Source organism: Arsenicibacter sp. R0_47, assembly GCF_057652235.1.
In genome coordinates this window covers 187,436-207,664 of the sequence record NZ_JBYFCJ010000011.1, presented here as the reverse complement: position 1 = coordinate 207,664, position 20,229 = coordinate 187,436, and the positions used below count along the sequence as shown (strand labels likewise).

The following is a 20,229-nucleotide window of genomic DNA, read 5'->3' as shown; positions in this document are numbered from 1 at the left end:
AGGTTGGCACTCGTCGCATCGGCCAGATAACCGATAAACGTATTATAGTTTCCCGTGGTAGTGGCCACGCCGGCACCACGGCCGATACCTACGTTTCCGATACCTGTAGTTATATTGTAACCCGCTGCGTAGCCGATAAAGGCATTTTCGCCCCCGTTGGTAGCAGAGGCCCCGAAGCCCGCATACCGGCCCACAAACGTGTTGTTTGAGCCTTTTGAATTCACCCCGGCCCCGTCGCCCAGAGCTACGTTGCCTTCGCCCGATACGTTATTGGTCCCCGAAGAGTTGCCGATAAACAGGTTATAATTTCCTCCGGTATTATTAAAGCCAGCCTGCTGACCCATAAAAAAGTTACCCACCCCGGTTTGGTTGTTAAAGCCCGACTGTGAACCGATAAAGACGTTAAAGCCACCGGTCTGGTTGTTGCGGCCCGCTTCAGGTCCTAAAAACAGGTTAAAGCTGGCTGATGTATTATTGCGACCGGCCAAATAGCCCAGGAATACGTTGTTATTACCTGTTGAGCCGTAACCAGCCTGGAAACCAATGGCTGTATTACCGGCACTTGTCTGATTTGAGTAGCCTGCTTTCGAGCCAATGGAAACGTTCCCGGACACAGTGTTACGATATCCAGCAGAATCTCCGATTGCGACATTGTTGGCACTGGTACTATTTGAAAAACCGGCAGAGGCACCGATAAATACATTGCTGAAGCCGCTTGTATTGGTATTGCCTGAACGCGCACCAATAAACGTATTAAACAACCCTGTTGTATTGTTAGAGCCGTTTAGCGAACCAAGGAACACGTTTTCACGACCCGAAGTATTTGTAGACCCTGCATCAGCCCCAAAGAACGTATTGTCGCTTCCCGTTATGTTACCATAACCAGCTCCGGAACCCAAAAAGGTATTATTTGATCCGGTAGTATTATTATAACCGGCCCGGTACCCATGAAATATATTGTTCGATCCGGTAGAGTTTGTATAACCCGCTTCTGAGCCGGTGAACGTGTTATTAATACCTGTTGTATTGGTATAGCCCGCAGAGAAGCCGAGGAATGAATTACTCTGACCGGAGGTATTCTGATTTCCTGAATAGGCCCCCAGAAAAATATTTTTAGTACCTGCCATATTCAGTATACCTGCTCCCCGACCAATAAACAGGTTGCTGGCACCACTCATGTTAAGATTTCCTGCACCAATCCCCACCAGCGTATTATCAGCACCGGGTGCGGCGGCGGCTGGCGATGTAGACACGTAATTATTCTGAGCAGTAGCTACAGATACTGTGCTAAAAAACGCTAAAATGGATAGTAGTCGCTTCATCTCGTCCCTTTTTTGAGTCAAAAATAAATGCCTTTTGGTTAATAATCTAACGCCTGTTATGCTTACGACGATGGATACTCCAAATCGGTTTGTAGCGCATAATAAGTTTTCTGCCTTATTGGTGCGTTTTTTTCCATATTTACCTAAAAACCAACGGATAACCCAATATCCTCTCTTATTGAAACTTTATTTACTATATGGCTTTCAACGTCAAAGATTATGGAGCGTTAGGAAACGGCGTTAATAATGATACAACTGCCATTCAGAACGCAATTAATGCTGCCAAAGCAGCATCGGCTCCCGGCGGCGGTGCGTATCGGGTAACCGTTTATTTCCCATCCGGATATTATTATATTACCTCACCGATCAACATCACTAATACAACCGGAATATGGCTTCAGGGTGACGGCGGAACTTATCTTAATACCAGCATCATCGGTAATACAAGCGGTGCCATCTTTGACTTTAGCGGCTCTTCGGTTGTTGGTTGTGAAAATTTTTCCTTTTTGTCGTTAACCGGCTATAACGCTACACGGTCCACCATCGGTGTACTTTTTGCCCTGGCGGGTAATGGGGGGCTAAACAACGGGATTCAGAACTGCTATTTCCAGATGGAAGATTTTCCTTCTGCAAACGGGGGGGTTGGCTCTATTGGTATTCTGAATGTCCGCAGCGAAGAATTTTATGTACATAAGTGTCTGATACGCGCAAACGCTCCGGTTATTATGAGTAACAGCGCCAGTTTAGGTAGCGTAGGGCTTAATTATACAGCTTCCAGTACTCACATCGCGCTGGCAGCCGGAACAGGTACTATGGGCGTTACCAGTATGCGGGCAACCTCTATTCAGAACTACGAAAAAAGACGGCCAGGCCTGATTCTTAACGGTACAAACAGCTTTGCGTTTCAAGGATATATCAGCCGTATTTCAGCAACTACCGGCACTGAAGATACGGCCATTCTTTGTGCACAATATACAACCAACCTCAGCGTGCATGCCACAATTGAATCATTCTCACGTGTTTGCCGAACACTGGTAGCTGGTTTTGAGACAAATGAGTTTAATGTCGTTGTGGCAAACTCAACAGCGCCGACAACTGAGTTATTCGATTTTACCGGCTGTATTATAAAAGGGCTAAAGGCGCGTATTTCTCTACCGGTTCCGGCAGAGCGACCCAATCGTACCTTAATTTATCATGCTCCGGCAGGCGGTGGTTATCAATCGATACCTGCCTCGATCAGTAACAGTGAAATTACCTGTAGCGATGTCGCTGGCAACGAATTTGTAATCTCAGCGAATCTGCTAAAAAATGGTACTAACCTGACCTTTAACACCAACTTACCCTTTGAGAAAAAAGGAGGAAAAATCCGGCAGTTGTATAATAATACACTCCAGGCAGGTCAGAATGGCTCTCCGGTCACCATAAACATTTTTCAGTTCCGGCAAGCCAACCAACTTCCGTTCACCAATGCAAACTCTTTCGGCGGTTTTTATCGTATCTGGATCGACGGGGTAATTCGTGCGGGCAGCTATGGGTCCGGCGGTACGGCTGTTATGAGCTTTCAGGCTCAGCTCCTGGTTAACCAGCGGAATACAGGTGTTTTCGACCCTAGCTCTGCGACTGTTATTGTTCTGGACAAAACCAGTACCAGTCCTGGCTATCTGGACATTGCCGGAGCGTTAATTGACGTCAGCTTTGCCAACGGAGTTGGCAACGTGACGTTTACGCCAAGAGTGATGGGTACTGGTACCGGCGAGCCGATCTTCTATGAAGGTCAGGCTGAACTTCAAAGCGATTTTCTGGTGAACGACCCGATTCCAATTGGTTAATTTTTCCAGAAAGAGGCATGCATACTGATTTTCTGCTTCAGGCTCAGTGGCAGGTGTTTTTGCCATTTGCCAAGCTTGTACCCGACAAGCTTGGCTGCCGTACGCAATACCTGGGCCGGAATTAACGCCAGGTGGTTATTCCCGGCCAGATATTTCCACTCCTGAATTACATATTTCAATCCTTCTGACTCAGCACCGGTAAAGGGTTGAAGAAGCTTCTCTTGTTGCTGATGAAAGGCCCCGATATCAAAATACCGCCGGAATTCTTCAGTAAGCGCATAGTCATGAGAGTGATAGACAGGTGCCTCTGCACAGTAGGCCAGCGACTTACCATTGGTAATCAACTTAGCCGCCAATACCACATCTTCGCCGAGAATAGTATCTGTCGGGAACCCGCCAACAGCCAGGAAATCTGCTTTTTTATAAGCGGCAAATGAGTTAGAACAATGACAGGTACGAATGCCCAGCGAAGGAATATCTTTCCAGGCTTTGAGGCGGCTTTCTGCCGGATAATTGGTCATACGGGCAAACTGACTCAGGATACCAGCCTCGGGATAGGGTAACTGCCTGCCATAAGCCATACCGATATTCTCATCGCGCAGGAGCATGGCAACCAGATTTTTCAAGGTATCCGGATGGACCGGCAATGCATCCTGAGTCATCATAATTACCACCGGATGACTGGTGAATGACATGGCCAGATTACGTGTCCCGCCATGATTAAACAAAGCCGGCGAAACCTCATGAAACGGAATATTCCGTTCCCGGAGAATTGCCTGTGTATTGTCCCTGGAAGTCGAATCAACAATGATCAATTCGTGCGCCAGCGTCTGTTTGGCTAACGCATCCAGTAACCGGGGTAAATAATTACCTGCATTATATGTGGGAATAACAACTGATACCATGTGCCGGCAAAACTACAACAGCTAACGGGTTAACACATACCATGCCATCCAAAAACGATTCATAAACCGCTTTGACCAGCTGTAACGCCCCTGCCCGGTAGGTGATACGTTCTCGCCGTGGCGTACATACTTTAGCAGCCTCTGATTCAGAAAGACAACCCTTCCATATCGTTCGGCTACCAGCCCGATCCACCAATCATGCATGTGAATATGAGCCGGGAAGGGCAGGACTTGTTTCAGGAGACTGGCCCGGAAAGCCATACAGCACCCCATATACGGATTTTTCCATAGGTTACGAAACAGTCCGGGCGCACTCTTACGGTGTTCAAAAAAGGACGGGTGGATCACCTGGCCCTGCACATCAACCACACGGCAGTCACTTAATACCAGATCCGCTTCCTGCAACTGAGCCAGCATGTGCGTCAGTTTACCAGGCAACCACTCATCGTCCTGGTCAGCTAAAAATATATATTGCCCCTGTGCCGGTCTTAGTGCCCGCTCAAATGTCCGGATCGCCGATCCGAGGCGTTTCGGTTCCAGAATACGGATACGGCTATCGGCAAACTGCCGGATAATGCCGAGGGTCTCATCCGTAGACCCGTCATCAGCGACGATCAGTTCATCATCCTGATTTAACTGTTTCAGGATCGATTCGACCTGCCGATGTACAAACCTGCTGCCGTTATAGGTAGCCATACACACACTTACGCGTTTCATAGTACTAAACGACGAAGTGTAAACTGTGGTCGCCGGATCACGATTTTTTTATGTTTAATAAAACAAACACCAATATAGATTGGCAAAACAAAAAAACAGGTATCAAACAGCTGCGCAACAAACAGGTTAACATCAATCAGCAAGATGCTGGCAAGCTGGCAAACATAGCAGAAAAAGACAAATAAGAAAGCGGGGGATTTTTTCAGAGAAAAATAGATCCATCGCAAAAAAGCATAGGCACCACCAACCAGACCACTATACAGAATTCCGCCCAAATACCCGAAAAATATCTGACCTTCAATGTAGAAAGATGTATTAGGGCCCACTATTACATCCAGTATGGTATCCGGTGGTAATGAGTTTTCTACCATCACATTACCGAAAGCTTCATTATAGGGAACAATTCTGAAAAAACCCAGTATCGGGTTAAGTATGTAGGCCGGATATTGCCAGAAACGATACTGACTGAAATAATCCTGATTTATATCATTATAGAAATAAAGGACCGAGTCTGCTCCGTAGAGCAAACGCCTTAAAAAAGCAAGCAACGCCAGCTCGGGCGTATCATTCTCTTTAAATAAGACTATAAAAAATACAGTAAAAAGCCCAACTATAGCAACAGGTATATATTTAAAATAAGGACGGATGATCGCTTGTTTTTTCTGAAAGTACGGATGAAAAAACAATAAGGCTGCACTAAATACAATTTTGAGTAGTGAGGACTTTGATCCTTCCAATGCAGTAAAAAATACCAGAATAAGCAGTAATAGCTGGTATCGCTTATTCTGCTGGGTAAGATTAAGATAGATCAGCCCTATTCCCAATACCCCGCCTACCGACCAGTTTATTTTCCTGAATATACCGAAACCCTGCTGAAAATTAGCAACTTTAGCTTCAGTAGGGTTATCGGTCAGAAGCGCCGAACCCTTTGTATAAAACAGAACAGAATTAGCTAAGATATAGAGAAAAGCCAGACAATACACTGTCAGTTCCAGCAAGTCAACGTCATAAAACCGGTATTCGTCCTGCGGTTTATTAATTATGGCATATGTCTTAGTCTTTTCCTGAACAAACGCAAAACCCAGATAAAGGAATAACTGACATAGAAAAAAATGAAAGATAAATTTAGGTTCTTCAACCACTTCAATAATTAATACACTTGAAAAGGTTGTATTGAATATAAAAATAAACAACGGATCAATAACAGAGAATAAATACCGCTTATATAAAAAGAAATATATAATTCCCAGCGACAGACTAAATCCCAATATTTCAGGAATTATTTCATAAGAAACTTCCATATAATTACATGTCGCCTATTTTTCCGATTTTATTACGAAATGCATCATGGATACCTGAGTAAATTAGTTTCAGACGATATTTCTTTTCGCGTTCGAATAAAGCAGCTTTAATAATTTCCTTTATAATTAACTTGTAAGCTATCCATCTGAAATGTTTGTATTGGCGGGCAACGATAATTCCGTTTCTGACAAAATAATATCCACGTACCGGACTGTGCGAGACATATTTTTGGCCGGAAAGAGGAATTAGTTTTGCTTCTCCGAGATTATGTTTCAGCAATAGTGCAGGCAGTTCGATAACCTGATATCCTTTTTGGTTAAGCCTTAATCCGAATTCATGATCAACATGATCAATGAACAGACCTTCCATGAATCCGCCAGTCTCTTGGTAAATGCGCAGATTCAGTAAATTACCGGAGGTCATGGTAAAAAGAACGGATCTGTACTTTTCCGGGCTAGTCTCATAAGTATGAACTGCAGACACGATTCCTACGCGTTCCCGATCCGTATAGCCACTCAGAAACTGACACATTGACTGAACCATATCCGCCGGTGCACTGCTATCGTCATCCATCGTCAGGAGGTAATCATATCCGTCCTTAATTGCCTGTCCGGCAGCCATATTCAGCGCATGCGCAATCCCCAGGTTCGTCCCGTTATGAATATAGGTTATAAATGAATACTGGGTGAGCAGTTCTTTCAGACCATTATCGACCTGTTCTGAATTATCGATAACATATAGCTTCTCAACCTGACGCCAGTATGTTTCCAGGATTGGCAGACACGCTGGCGTACTATTATATAAAACTACGGTACCGGCAATTCTCATAACATTACGCATTAAATACGATGGCCATACATATAAAACCGAAGTTGTTTCTGTGCATAGTATAGCCATAAAAACGCCGATAATCCCCGTTTCTTCCACCAGCCGGACAGATAACGGCTTCGTACAGTATTCGTTTCCCTTAGAGAAAGCGACAGATTTCCGCTTGCCCCTCCGGTCAGACAGGTAGCAATGATTACCGGTATGTAGCGGACGGGAAGCTGCTCAGCATATACTTTCAGGTTTAGCTCAAAATCAGCGATAATTTTTAATGAAGTGTCGTATCTGAATGTCGAAAAAAGCGAACGATGATAAAAGGCAGATTGGTGATGTAAGGTATTCTGAAGCCATGTTCTGCTACCTAAAAACGATTTCATCCGGTAACCGTTCTCGAACAAAACATCACCGAAAACAATCCGGTCTGTACTTTGTAATTCAGCCGCAATGGTGGTTAAAACATCCGGCATCAGCTGGTCATCTGACCCCAGAAAATAAATCCATTTTCCCCGGGCTTTCTCAACACCCTTATTCATCGCATCATAAATACCACTGTCGGGCTCACTGACCCAATAGTCGATCTGCGCTTGGTTGGCTTTTAAAAACGCTGCTGTACCATCGGTGCTTCCGCCATCGATTACCAATACTTCCCGGTTTGTAAACGACTGCTGCCATACCGAATTCAGGGCCTGCTGCAACAGTGGTCCGGGGTTGTACGTTGGAATAATAATGGATATATCTGGTTGTATTGACGGCATCTAACGAATAGCCTCCAGCCAGCAGTGTTATAAGCTAACAAGTGACAGAAGTGTTGAAACAAAGTTAACAGGCGATTTGTAAAAGTAGCTTATATACCCTCATTCAGGCGGCGGACTTTACTTTTAGGTACACGTTTTTTATGTCCTGAAGCGGATTCCGGTCGCGTAACCGGATTTGAGCTTTCTCATTATTAGCCAGGCATGCAGCCCTGTACGCGTCATCCTTAACGATTTGTTTCAGGTGATCGGCTATGTCAGGCACATCAAGCGGATTAAAAACAAACTGTTGATCTCCGATCGTCTCCGGCAGCGACGTTACTGACGAGCAAATAACCGGAACATTCAGAAAAATACTTTCATACAACGGGAAACTACCCGCTTCATAAATAGTAGGAATAACAACTGCCCTTGCCTGCTTGTATAAACTGTACAACGTTACCTCATCAACAATATTGAGAAACGTAATCTGATTGTCGAGCCCCAGCTGATTTATTTTTTCCCGGATAGCCGAAAAATGTGGTGTATGATGACCAGTACAAACCAGGTTGACAAGCAGCTGGTCCTCGTCACGCAGGCGGGCAATCGCCTCAATCAAATGTATATGGTTTTTATGTGGCCATGTAGCGGCTGGCAGCAGGCAATAGGTTTCCGGTACTCCTAGCTTCTGTGCCGGAATAATATCGGTCCCGGAAAACCCCTCAAACCACAGTTTTCCCAGACTTAGAGCACAAACGCTGACATTTTCCGGTGTCCGTTGAAAAAAGCGGATCATGTCCTGCCGCACATGCTCAAAACTGACGACAATATGGCGCGCCCGCTCGGCGATCCCCATAAAAATCGTTGCCCGTTCGGCCCGCTCTAACGGAGTAAACAAATAAGGCAGGTGGAGTTCCTGTACATCATGCATGGTCGAAATAACCGGTACACTGGTATACGGAGCATGCTGATAAGGGCAGTGAACGGCGTCAATCCTGTACTTACGGCAAATGCGGTTGACATAGCTGCCAATACCAAACTGCTTTTTTTGCCTTGATTTAAGAATCTGATTAACCAGCTTGGTAGCATCAGTTGATAAACGTTCTGAGAAGCGCTCCTGTCCGACCTGTGCGGGAATGGCAATTAACTGCGGGTTATCTTTAAGAATTTCATTTACAACTTCATCGCCGACATTGTGTAAGACATAATAGGTGTGCTCAGTATCTTCAGCCAGCGTTTTCAGCAACGCACAGGCATATTGGCGAATACCTCCTGCCGACTGAGAAATAGAAGGGATATAATACAGAATATTCATTCAAACACGTAACTATATTTGTAATAGTGTGGTCCTTCTTCTATACAGACAAAGCCCTGTTTTTCATAGAGTTTTATCGCAGACTGGTTTGTTTTATCAACGGTAAGGCAGACCATAGGCTCGTTCAGTTCTTTTGCTACAGTCAGTAAATGAGACAACAGCTGCCGGCCAATACCACGTCCACGTTGCTGCTGCGCAACGGCGATGCCCAACCACAGCGTTTCGCCGTCCTTTTCAAGATGGCCATATGCAACAGGCTCGTCATTATCCAGTAGCAAACCGGCATACAGGTGCGTCAACACGATAGCAGCCGGCCGTTTAGCGAAATAGCGGAATGTGCCGGCACCATCACCAAGCTTTGTCAGAAAATGCTCAAGCAGGCCTAACTGAGCCTCATTAATGCGCAGAAACGGCATGGCCTGTTTTGGGTTTGTAGCTAAGGATACCGCTTACGATATAATCTACATCGTCGCGGGTCAGCCCCGGATAGCTTGGCAGATTCATTCCGCGCCAACCCAGATGCTCGGCTACTTTGTGACGGGCGTATTTCTGAGAATACATCGGCATGGTATGTACCGGATAAAACAGTGGGCGGGTCTCGATCCCTAAACCATCCAGATGAGTCCGGAGCGGATCCCGGTCTTCGGGAGAAGCAACTAAAACGGAACACATCCAGTATGAATGATACACATCGCCGACTGGTTCATGAAACGTATATTCAGTACCAGCCAGGCCATCCCTGTACCACTGTGCGATCTGCTGCTTTTTAGCAAGAAAGGTATCAATCTGCTCCAGTTGTGCCAGCCCGATCGCGGCACAGATATTGGTCATCCGGTAGTTATAGCCAATGACATCATGCCAGTACTGCCGGTATTTGGCAAGTCCCTGCCCTCTGAAATGGATGCAACGCTCGTACAGTGTTTCATCATTCATAACCACCATCCCTCCCTCACCGGTTGTGATCGTTTTATTACCGTAAAAGCTGAACGTAGCAATATCTCCGAATGTACCGGCTTTCCGGCCCCGATAGGATGTGCCGAGCGCTTCCGCACAGTCTTCGATCAGAAACAGCTGATGCTCTTTAGCAATCTGCCCCAGGCTATCCATTTCGCATGGATGACCGTACAGGTGCACACACATAATGGCTTTAGTCCGGGGAGTAATTTTGGCGATAACATCCGTAGCCGACATTTGCCACGCCGCCTCTTCGGAGTCGACAAACACAGGTGTAGCACCGGTATACTTGATCGCATTCACCGAAGCGATGTAAGTAAGGGTGGGCACAATCACTTCATCACCTTCTCCGATTCCCAGAGCAATGAGGGCAAGATGAAGCGCTACCGTACCATTACACACAGAGACTGCATGCCGCGCACCCAGGTAATCTGCAATGCCATCTTCGAACAGGTTTATGAATTTACCCTTTGAGGATATCCAGGATGAATCCAGGCATTCAAGTACATATTGCCGCTCGTTTCCGCTTAGTGTCGGCTGATAAACCGGAATTTGTCGTTTCATTCGCTCGTTAAGTTCTGTTCCCGCTACGGACTATCCGCTGATATTGTACAGGCTGTAAGATCATTCCCGGGATCATGCAAAGAATGGTTGACAAAGATATGCCAACCAACCCTAACTTTAATGTACTGCTCAGGTAGATTGCCATCGGTATACACCCGACGGCCATGACAGAAGCAATCGCAATCTGTAATTTAATTTTACCAAAAGCATTCAATACTGTAGAATACAAAGCGTTCCAGGCCATGATGATTACGCTCAGCGCCATGACCACCGTCACCTCAAATGGTATTGGCGGCGAAGTATCATCCAGCCATAGATAATAAAATATATCGGATCCGGCAACCATCAGCATGGTCAGTATGGCAAGGCCAAGCCAAAGTTTCTGCATGTTAGCGACCGCCCCCCTGATCCATGCAAAATCCTGCTGATGGGCGGCCTCAGTAATACCAGACCAGTAAGGAGCCATAACCACATTCGCCAGTATATTCACCAGGCTCAGATACCGGTAAGCCAGGCTGTAGACGGTAACCTGCGTTGCATCAAAAAGCTTTACAATCAGAAACTGCTGGGTCGAAAAAAAGATCAGACTGATTAGCTGCAGCAGGAAAAAGCTACCTCCTAAACCACCGAGGTCTTTAACTGTTTTCAGATTTACATACTGCCATGAGGGCCTGACAGACTGTAAACGTCCGTAAAACACCGACAGCGTTGCTATAATCAGCACAATAACCGGCGCCATTCCGTAAATAACACTGACATATAGCAACGACGCTTTCTCAGGCCAGCGCATCAACAACAGCATGAATGCCAGCGTTGCTGCGTTCGTCAAAAAATTGATCAGCTCTGTTTTGGCCGCCTGATGTGTCGCAAACAACACAGCATTTACCGGCAACATAGCCAGCCGCAGACAGAAAAAGCCAAAGGTCAGGATAGTTACCGCCGTCACTTCGGTAGCCGGTATAAAATAAACATTGAATATCCGCTGCCAGTCCAGGAAAGGCGTTATGAATAGGCTGAGCAGAAAAACACCCAGAAAAATGAATGTTATGGCTGCATAAGTAGTGCTGACGTACTCTTTCGCCCGGTTAAAGTCCTGATCGGCAATAGCTGCTGTAAGTTTATTCCTTAGTCCGTTAACAAACCCCAGATCAAAGATATTAAACCACATAAGCAACGAGCTCAGGACCAGCCAGAATCCGTAATGATCAGCGGATAACGATTTCAGCGTAATCCGTACAAGTATCAATTGTGCGGCAATATTTCCACCTTTATAAACAACGGATGAAATAATATTTCTGAGTACGCCTGCTTTGTCGGCCTTCGTCCAACGGGATAATCCTTTTTCCAATACCTTACTAAGTATCATTGCTGCTTTTTCTGATATTGGTTAGTACTGTCGCAGGAACCGGATACCGGTCATCAGCAATGCCCCGCCAATAGCCGTTAACAACATAATAATGGTACGTGACGGCTTACTTTTCCGTAACGGCACCTGAGCCGGATTCAGAATTTTGAAAACCGGTGTTTGCTCCTGTACTTTGATTTTCGCCAGCTCGAGTTGTTTAGTTAACGAATTGTAAAGCTCCTGAGCCAGTAAAAATTCAGCCTGGATACGCTGTTCTTCAATCTTAGCCGTATTCATAAATAAGTTCCGGTTCCGGTCACGAAAGCCTGATAAACTTATTTCGGCCTGTTGGTAGCGCTTCCGGGCACTGTCCACCTGTTTGTTCAGGAATTCAACTTCTTTATGTGCTTTTTCTGTCCGGTAGCCCGTAATGTAGTTGGTCAGATAATCCAGCGCCTGTTGGGCAACAGTTGCCGCCACCACCGGATCGGGCAATATCGCGCCAATCGTTACAATACCGGTTTTTTTGTCGTAGTTGATCGACACAACCTGTTGCACATATAATACCTGTTCTTCCTGTTCTTTCGACAATGCCAATACACCCGGATTTGACAAACGGGGGCCGGTACCCTCCTCTTTCGACGGACTCAACCATGATCCAACCAGGCTAAGGATGCTTTTAGAGGAATGTTTTTCAATGAAGGCTTGCAGCGAAATAGCCTTTTGCTGGTCTCTTTCTGTAACAGGCTGCTTTAACAGATGCAGCGCAAACGGTACGCTCTGCATAACCGTCGGATACAAATCAGGCCGGATGGCATCCGACGAAGCCGAAAGGCCCTCCAGATTTATGCCTGCCAAACCTGCCAATGACCCTAAATTACCCAGACCACCCGCACCTTTAGCCTGTACCTCGGGCATGACCGTAACCTGCGAGCTATACTGATTGGGCTTGCGGAATGCATATATCGCACCCACAGTGAAGCCAACAAGAAAACCAGCCAGAATCCATAGCCGATTCCTTCTCAGAAAAGTCCAAATATCGGCTAAGCGTATTTCGATTGCTTTATCCTCCGGTGCCGGCAAGCCGCTATCCGTTTGTTTTACTTCCATGGTCGATCAGTTTCCGTAAATCAATTAGATTGCTATTTGCTTAACACGTTAATCAGAATAGTGGCTGTTGTAGCTGCCAGGGTTCCAATCAGCGAGAGAATACCAACCCGCTCGGCCGGGCTCATCCGGTTTTCCTGTAGCGGCTTGAACGGAACATTGATGATTGATCCCGGCTCTACTTTGGAGCGGCGTCCAACCTGCTTACGGCCACTTGGATACACTACGTATGATTTATTTTTACGGGCGTTTTCCGTGTAGCCCCCCGCCTGAGCTATGTAATCCCGGAAGTTAAATCCGCGTTCAAAGCTTACAGACGATGGGTTAAGAACCGCCCCCTGTACTCGTACGATTTCTGATTTGCGTGGAATCAAAAGCGAATCGCCACTTTCCAGTAAGAGATTTTGCTCACTTCCGGTATCCTCCAGAATTTTCCGCAGGTCTGTGGCGACCAGATCACCGCGGCGTTTGAACTGGGCTCCTTGTAAATAAGCTTCTGTCTTTAGTCCGCCCGCCCTTCGGATGAGATCATTAATTCGCTCTGAACGCCCTACTATCGCATAGTTTCCAGGATGCATAACTTCTCCCCCCACAAAGACCCGCTGCTGATTTTCGTAAAAAGGCGCGGTCCGGACATAAACGATATCAAACGGCTGTAGCGTAAACTCTGCCGGCGTCGCTCCGTTGGTGTTACTGCTGGAAATTCCTAATGCCGGATCCAGCGCAAATGAAAATAGTTCAACGGTTGGCTTTGCACTTGTTATACCCGGGTTATCTGTGCTGATACGACGGGCGACTTCAATCCTTGACGGGGCAGCGCCTTCTTTAAAGCCTCCGGCCATAGAAATCAGATCGGCCGCACTCAGATTACGGACAAACGGGAACGAATCCGGTTTGTTGACTGCCCCCTCAATAATTACATAATAAGTTTCCCGAAGGTCACGGATCGACTGAATCACAACGCTGTCCTGTCGCTGTAACGGAATGTCAGCAATCTCTCCCTTTAGTAGTTTGCTGACTGAAAAGGAGATATTCTCGGTATCCATATCCGAGCGCTCGCGAAAAATCTGTGCCCGGTTCATAAATGCATCATTCCGTAAGCCTTCTGCCCGTTTAATCAGGTCTTTGACCGTTCCCAGGCCCGGCTCGAGTGCATATTCTCCCGGCCGCATAACAGCCCCGCTAATCTGGACCAGGTTTTCGTAGCGGTTCAGAATTTTGCCAACGATGTATTTATCCCCGCGTTGCGGCACAAATCCGGCAAGCTGCTCTTCGGTAACCGTCAGAATTTTACGTTCCCTTGATGTGTTACGGCGTACAGTAAATGACGCAGTATAGGCTTCATCGGTGAAACCACCTGCAAAGCTCATTGCCGTTTTCAGATTTTCACCGGGCAGCAGTTCATAAATCGCCGGGCGACGTACTGCACCCATAAATTCAACCCGCGTTTCATAATCGCCGACACGGATTACGTCCTGATCCTGCAACCGGATATTATCTTTCTGGTCGGCACGGAGCAGGAAGTCATACAGGTCAATTGTCCGCACTACCTTGTTACCCCGTAAAATAGTAATCTTCCGGAACGAGCCCGTTTCCGGATTGGGGCCGCCGGCTAAGTACAATGCATTGAAGGCAGAGCCCAGCGATGAGATCGTATAGGTACCGGGCCGCACAACTTCACCGACAATGGTAACCCGGATGCTCCGTATGTTGCCCAGGGAAACCGTAGCATAGGTCCCGTTCGAACCAAGCCCCTGATAGGCCTGCCGCAACCGGCTGATAATGCGCTGTTCGGCCTGCTCTATCGTCAGCCCGTTCACAACAACCGGAGCGAGGTTTTCTATTTTAACTGTTCCTTCCGGACTGACCTTCAGGCGCATATTGGCGACTGAAGCGCCATAAATGTCCACCAGAATTTCATCATCCGGACCAACAATATAGCTTTTTGGGGTAGCAATACGCAGATTAGGCTCAAATGACAGGTTGGCATTCTGGAAAAGTGATGCGCCGAACACGACCGGTTTCTTTACCGTGTCCAGGCTAAACAAGCCAAGAGAATCTGACAATATCCTGCGCGAAAGTCCGTCCGGCAGCGTTCTTACAATACCCGTATCGGTCACAGACTGCCCCGTACTACGGTTGGTCTGTGTGCGGAGCTGGGTCATCCGGCGGCGCATTTTGGTGATATCATCAAGTGTATATCCCTGCGACATGGCTGCCTGTTCGATCTGCATCTCTGTCAGACCGCTGGCCTGAGCCCGCCGGTAAAATTCCAGCACCTGATCATCAGAGAGCTGATCGACACGGGACACCGCTTTTTGTTGTGCCAAAACCGCCGCTCCGGCTAACATCATCCAGGTTACGAGGGCTAATTTTTGGCTATAAAGCCGGATATAGTGCGTATAAACTGACAATTTGTCGTGAGTAGTCATTTTCTATGGCCTTTGGGCCAACAATTGCAGGGCAAAAATAACGGAATAATCCTAAATTTTTCGTTCCTGTTATTCAAAGGCTCAGACCAGGACATAAATCGGTTAGGGTTAGAGGCTTGTAGTCCGGTTGTAATGAACTAATTTTGTATAAAAATGAATAAGTAGTGCTTGTTTACATGGGGTAATCTCCGAGGCCGTTGCCTGATTAGCCCATTGCCCACAATGACTACGAATCTCTGATCGCTAAACGAAATGATTAACCTCATCACGAAAAGTATAACCAAGCTGTTCGGTACGAAGTCGGAGCGGGACATCAAGGAACTGCTACCGTACGTAGAAAAGGTAAATGCCGAATTTGCCCGGTTAAAAGAACTTTCCAATGACGAGCTGCGCGGTATTACAGCCAGTCTGAAAGAACACATCGCGCAGGAGTTATCGGAAATTGATACTCAGGTGGCTGAGCTCCAGGAGCAGATTGCCAGCCAGCCGGACATGGATGTCAATGACAAAGAGCAGATTTTCAACCAGATTGATAAGCTCGAAACGGAGCGCAATAAAGAACTGGAGCGCGTTTTACTTGACATCCTGCCACAAGCGTTTGCCGTTGTAAAAGAAACAGCCCGCCGTTTCACAGAAAACAATCAGCTCGAAGTAACAGCGACAGAATTTGACCGTCAGCTTTCGTTTCTGAAGAGTAATGTTCAGATTGATGGTGATAAAGCTTACTGGGCCAACGAATGGAGCGCGGCCGGTGCACTGATCAAGTGGGACATGATCCACTATGATGTGCAGATTATCGGTGGCGTTGTTTTACATCAGGGTAAAATTTCTGAGATGGCAACCGGCGAAGGTAAAACGCTGGTATCTACGTTCCCTTCCTTCCTGAACGCACTGGGTGGCCGTGGTGTCCACCTCGTAACGGTCAACGACTACCTTGCTAAACGTGACTCGGAGTGGATGGCTCCGCTGTTTGAGTTCCACGGTCTCAGCGTTGATTGTATCGATAAGCACCAGCCGAACTCTGAAGCCCGTAAAAACGCGTATCAGGCCGATATTACCTATGGCACCAACAACGAATTCGGTTTTGACTACCTGCGCGATAACATGGCCCGGACACCGGACGAACTCGTGCAGCGTAAGCACCACTTCGCGATGGTCGATGAGGTTGACTCCGTACTGGTCGATGACGCCCGGACCCCGCTGATCATTTCCGGTCCGGTACCGCGCGGCGATGAGCAGGATTATACGGAACTGAAGCCACGGGTTTCGCGGGTGGTTGAAGCCCAGCGCAAACTGGTGTATGATTTACTGAATGAAGCCAAGAAAAAAATCGCGGCCGGCGACGAAAAAGAGGGCGGTCTTGCCCTGTTCCGTGCTCACCGTGGTTTGCCGAAACATAAACCACTCATTAAGTTTCTGAGCGAAACCGGTATGAAGGCCCTGTTACAGAAAACAGAGTCGATCTACCTCGCCGAAAACCAGAAGCTGATGCCGGAAGCGGACAAGCCGCTTTATTTTACCATCGACGAACGGCACAACAGCATTGATCTTACCGAAAAAGGTATCGATTTCATTACCGGAACCGGTGAAGACCCGAACTTCTTTATCCTTCCGGATTTGTCGGTTGATCTGAACGTTCTTGATAAAAATGCTGAGTATACCGATCAGGAAAAACTCCTCCGCAAGGAAGCTGTTATCCGCGATTACTCCGTAAAAACCCAGCGCATCAACACTGTCAATCAGTTGCTGAAGGCCTATAGCCTCTTCGAGCGCGACGTTGACTATGTGATCATGGACGGAAAGATTAAGATCGTTGACGAGCAGACCGGCCGTATTATGGAAGGTCGTCGCTGGTCAGATGGGTTGCACCAGGCGGTTGAAGCCAAGGAGGGTGTAAAAGTAGAAGACGCTACGCAGACCTACGCTACCGTTACGCTCCAGAATTACTTCCGGATGTACCACAAACTGGCCGGTATGACCGGTACAGCCGAAACGGAAGCGGCCGAACTTTGGCAGATCTACAAACTGGATGTAGTGGCGATTCCGACGAACAAGTCAATCGTTCGTAAAGATCAGGAAGATAAGGTGTACCGGTCGGTACGTGAAAAATATAACGCGGTTGTAGAAGAAATTTCGAGTCTGGTGAGCATTGGCCGCCCGGTACTGGTCGGTACAACCTCGGTCGAAAACTCAGAATTACTGAGCCGTCTGCTGACACTGCGCAAGATTCCTCACCAGGTTCTGAACGCCAAGCAACACCAGCGTGAAGCCGAAATCGTGGCCGAAGCCGGTAAACCGGGCACCGTAACGATTGCTACCAACATGGCCGGTCGTGGTACAGATATTAAGCTGACGGCAGAATCGAAAGCTGCCGGTGGTCTGGCCATCATCGGTACCGAGCGTCACGAGTCCCGCCGCGTTGACCGCCAGCTGCGTGGTCGTGCCGGTCGTCAGGGTGATCCGGGTACGTCACAGTTCTTTGTATCCCTCGAAGATAGCCTGATGCGTCTGTTCGGTTCCGACCGGATTGCGCGGGTTATGGACCGCATGGGCCTCGAAGAAGGTGAGGTAATCCAGCACTCGATGATTACAAAATCAATCGAGCGCGCGCAGAAGAAAGTTGAAGAAAACAACTTTGGTATCCGGAAGCGCCTCCTGGAATATGATGACGTCATGAATTATCAGCGGGAGGCGATCTACAAACGTCGCCGGAACGCTTTGTTCGGTGAGCGTCTGCCGCTTGATATTGCCAATACCATGTATGACGTGGTAGAGGAAATTGTTAATAACGCCGAAGGTAATTTCGATGAAGTACAGCTGCAGTTGCTGACAACGCTTGGTCTGGTGACGACCATGACGCAGGAGCAGTTTATGAAGCTGAAAAAGCAGGACCAGACCCGCCGCCTGTACGACGAAGCCGAAGCCAACTACCAGGCCAAAAACCACGCCATTGCCGACAAGGCGCTGCCGGTTCTGACACAGGTGCTGGAGCAGCAAGGCCAGTTTATCCGGAACATCGTCGTGCCGTTTACCGACGGTATGCACGAGTTGCAGGTTGTCAGCGATCTGCGCGAAGCCGTAGCCTCAGATGCCCGTCTGCTGGTAACAGAGATGGAAAAATCGGTTACCCTGTCGATTATTGATCAGGAGTGGAAAGAACACCTGCGCGAAATGGACGACCTGAAACAGTCGGTTCAGAACGCGGTATTCGAACAGAAGGATCCGTTACTGGTCTATAAATTCGAATCCATCGAACTGTTTAAGCGCTTCATCAATAAGGTGAATTTTGATACCATCAGCTTCCTGTCGAAAGCCGATATTCCGGCTCAGGAAGCCCAGGAAGTGGAGCAGGAAATCCGTCAGGCACCGGCCCAGCGTTTCCCTGAACCGCAGCCGGAACTCCATACCAACATGGAGGACTTCGACGACGACCACCTTGCCAGCGGACCGGAAGAATACGCCCGTATGATGGCTGAGCAGCAGTCGGCACCGAAGCAGGCACCTGTCCGTTCGCAAAAAATTGCGAACCGCAACGAGCGGGTAAATGTGCAGTATCAGGATGGCCGCGTGAAGCGTGATGTGAAGTACAAACTCGTTGAAAATGACTTACTGAGCGGCAAAGCGGTCTTGATCGACTAAGCCGAACTTAGCGTTTGTTTTCTTTGTATATTAGTGGTGGCACCAGTCCGGAACGGATCGTGCCACCACTTTTTTTTAACACCGTTTTTCAGAACTATTGTTTCCTATGCCTATGCGATTGCTGCTTGGTTTGGTGGTACTGGCGGGTCTGCTCCTGCCCTCAGCCACGCAACAGGCAAATACAATTTCGTTAAAACCTGAATCTGTTTCCTTTACGCCGACCGAATACTACATTGCAGAAGTACTTGATCAGCGTGCGGTTAAAACAAGCATCGGCCGCTGGGCAACGACCCAGAACCAACCAGTCTCCGCCGTTAATCTGACAGGCGGGGCTGCCGCCGGTATTCAGCAGTTCATCCAAAAAAGTGTACGTACAAACACGAAGCTCCGGCCGATTGCCATCCATCTGACTGATCTTCAGCTATCCGAGGCAGCCCCGCAAAACCGCCCGTTTACAGAAGGGCAGCTGAGTTTCGGCGTTGCATTCTATTACAAACGAAATGAGGACCAGTACAGCACACCGGCAAAACTGACCGAGTTCCGGACCTCGGCCCGTTACTCGCGCCCGCTTTCCCAGCCGGGCATTGTCGAACAGACGATCCGGCAAAGCATTGTGGCCTCCCTTAAGTATTTCAACGATTTTATGAATCGTGAAGCCAAACGGGACGAGCGGCTGGCCAAAGACATTAAGGTAACCTTTACGGAATATGTGCAGAACCGTGCCGGTAGTGATACTGTGTTTTATACGCCGGAACGCTCCGTTGTCTGGAACGATTTTCAGGCGACGCCACGGGCTATGAGCCGGTTTGCGGCCGAGATTAATCCGAATTTTGCTTATACAGGCCGCAGCAGTGTTGAGAACGGTGTCGTAACTGTCAATCTCCTGATGAAGGTCTACATGCTCAAAAGCGGTTCGTGGGCCCGCGAGGCGGCTAAAAATGCCTATAGCCTCAACCATGAGCAGCGGCATTTTGACATTGCCAAAATTGTGGCCGAGAAGTTCAAGCGTAAAATCATTCCCGACAGCCTTACGGTTGAAGACTACAACAGCATCATCCAGTATCAGTTTATCGAATCATACCGTGAGATGAGTAAGCTTCAGGAACAGTATGATGGCGAAACAAACCACGGCCTGAATCAGGGCGCTCAGGAGCGCTGGAATCAGTGGGTTGAGGGTGAGCTGAAAAAATATGGCATCCGGAAATAGGATACTGCTGGTGAGCCCGGCCCATACGGCAACTG

Annotated in this window: 15 protein-coding genes; 3 read left to right on the top strand and 12 right to left on the bottom strand. The window is 47.7% G+C overall.

Annotation, left to right across the window (positions count from 1 at the left end; all coding sequences use genetic code 11):
• A partial coding sequence (locus AC23NW_RS19340; protein WP_487451372.1) for a beta strand repeat-containing protein occupies nt 1-1,253 on the bottom strand: 1,253 nt, incomplete at its 3' end.
• A gap of 266 nt (nt 1,254-1,519) precedes the next feature.
• Here AC23NW_RS19340 and AC23NW_RS19335 point away from each other — a divergent pair.
• On the top strand, nt 1,520-3,151 hold the full coding sequence (locus AC23NW_RS19335) for a glycosyl hydrolase family 28-related protein (protein ID WP_487451370.1): 1,632 nt from the start codon (nt 1,520-1,522) through the stop codon (nt 3,149-3,151).
• Here the strand turns inward: AC23NW_RS19335 and AC23NW_RS19330 are convergent.
• The 11 genes from AC23NW_RS19330 to AC23NW_RS19280 form a co-directional block, all read right to left on the bottom strand.
• Nucleotides 3,148-4,056, bottom strand: a complete 909-nt coding sequence (locus tag AC23NW_RS19330) for a glycosyltransferase family 2 protein (protein ID WP_487451369.1) — start codon at nt 4,054-4,056, stop codon at nt 3,148-3,150. The two genes, AC23NW_RS19335 and AC23NW_RS19330, sit on opposite strands and share 4 nt — an antisense overlap.
• Before the next feature lie 21 nt (nt 4,057-4,077).
• Nucleotides 4,078-4,773: a glycosyltransferase family 2 protein gene (locus tag AC23NW_RS19325; RefSeq protein WP_487451367.1), complete on the bottom strand. Its 696-nt coding sequence runs from the start codon at nt 4,771-4,773 to the stop codon at nt 4,078-4,080.
• Nucleotides 4,770-6,074, bottom strand: coding sequence for an O-antigen polymerase (locus AC23NW_RS19320; protein WP_487451365.1), 1,305 nt, complete (start codon nt 6,072-6,074; stop codon nt 4,770-4,772). The genes AC23NW_RS19325 and AC23NW_RS19320 overlap by 4 nt, the downstream gene beginning before the upstream one ends.
• Before the next feature lie 4 nt (nt 6,075-6,078).
• The gene (locus tag AC23NW_RS19315) at nt 6,079-6,903 is read right to left on the bottom strand and encodes a glycosyltransferase family 2 protein (RefSeq protein ID WP_487451364.1); all 825 of its coding nucleotides are present in this window, start codon (nt 6,901-6,903) and stop codon (nt 6,079-6,081) included.
• Nucleotides 6,904-6,914: 11 nt separating this feature from the next.
• On the bottom strand, nt 6,915-7,655 hold the full coding sequence (locus AC23NW_RS19310) for a glycosyltransferase family 2 protein (protein WP_487451363.1): 741 nt from the start codon (nt 7,653-7,655) through the stop codon (nt 6,915-6,917).
• 103 nt (nt 7,656-7,758) lie between these two features.
• On the bottom strand, nt 7,759-8,946 hold the full coding sequence (locus tag AC23NW_RS19305) for a glycosyltransferase family 4 protein (protein ID WP_487451361.1): 1,188 nt from the start codon (nt 8,944-8,946) through the stop codon (nt 7,759-7,761).
• Nucleotides 8,943-9,362, bottom strand: a complete 420-nt coding sequence (locus tag AC23NW_RS19300; RefSeq protein ID WP_487451359.1) for a GNAT family N-acetyltransferase — start codon at nt 9,360-9,362, stop codon at nt 8,943-8,945. The genes AC23NW_RS19305 and AC23NW_RS19300 overlap by 4 nt, the downstream gene beginning before the upstream one ends.
• On the bottom strand, nt 9,343-10,464 hold the full coding sequence (locus tag AC23NW_RS19295) for a DegT/DnrJ/EryC1/StrS family aminotransferase (protein WP_487451357.1): 1,122 nt from the start codon (nt 10,462-10,464) through the stop codon (nt 9,343-9,345). The genes AC23NW_RS19300 and AC23NW_RS19295 overlap by 20 nt, the downstream gene beginning before the upstream one ends.
• 7 nt (nt 10,465-10,471) lie before the next feature.
• Nucleotides 10,472-11,830, bottom strand: coding sequence for a lipopolysaccharide biosynthesis protein (locus AC23NW_RS19290; protein ID WP_487451356.1), 1,359 nt, complete (start codon nt 11,828-11,830; stop codon nt 10,472-10,474).
• A gap of 21 nt (nt 11,831-11,851) precedes the next feature.
• Complete coding sequence (locus tag AC23NW_RS19285; protein ID WP_487451354.1) at nt 11,852-12,919, bottom strand: GNVR domain-containing protein; 1,068 nt, start codon at nt 12,917-12,919, stop codon at nt 11,852-11,854.
• Between the two features lie 32 nt (nt 12,920-12,951).
• Nucleotides 12,952-15,348, bottom strand: a complete 2,397-nt coding sequence (locus tag AC23NW_RS19280) for an SLBB domain-containing protein (RefSeq protein WP_487451352.1) — start codon at nt 15,346-15,348, stop codon at nt 12,952-12,954.
• Between the two features lie 252 nt (nt 15,349-15,600).
• Here AC23NW_RS19280 and secA point away from each other — a divergent pair, with 252 nt between their 5' ends.
• Nucleotides 15,601-18,987 carry a preprotein translocase subunit SecA gene (gene secA / locus AC23NW_RS19275; RefSeq protein ID WP_487451351.1) on the top strand — a complete coding sequence of 1,129 codons (3,387 nt, stop codon included), beginning with the start codon at nt 15,601-15,603 and terminating at the stop codon, nt 18,985-18,987.
• Between the two features lie 112 nt (nt 18,988-19,099).
• Nucleotides 19,100-20,194, top strand: a complete 1,095-nt coding sequence (locus tag AC23NW_RS19270; RefSeq protein WP_487451349.1) for a hypothetical protein — start codon at nt 19,100-19,102, stop codon at nt 20,192-20,194.
• Nucleotides 20,195-20,229 lie beyond the last annotated feature (35 nt).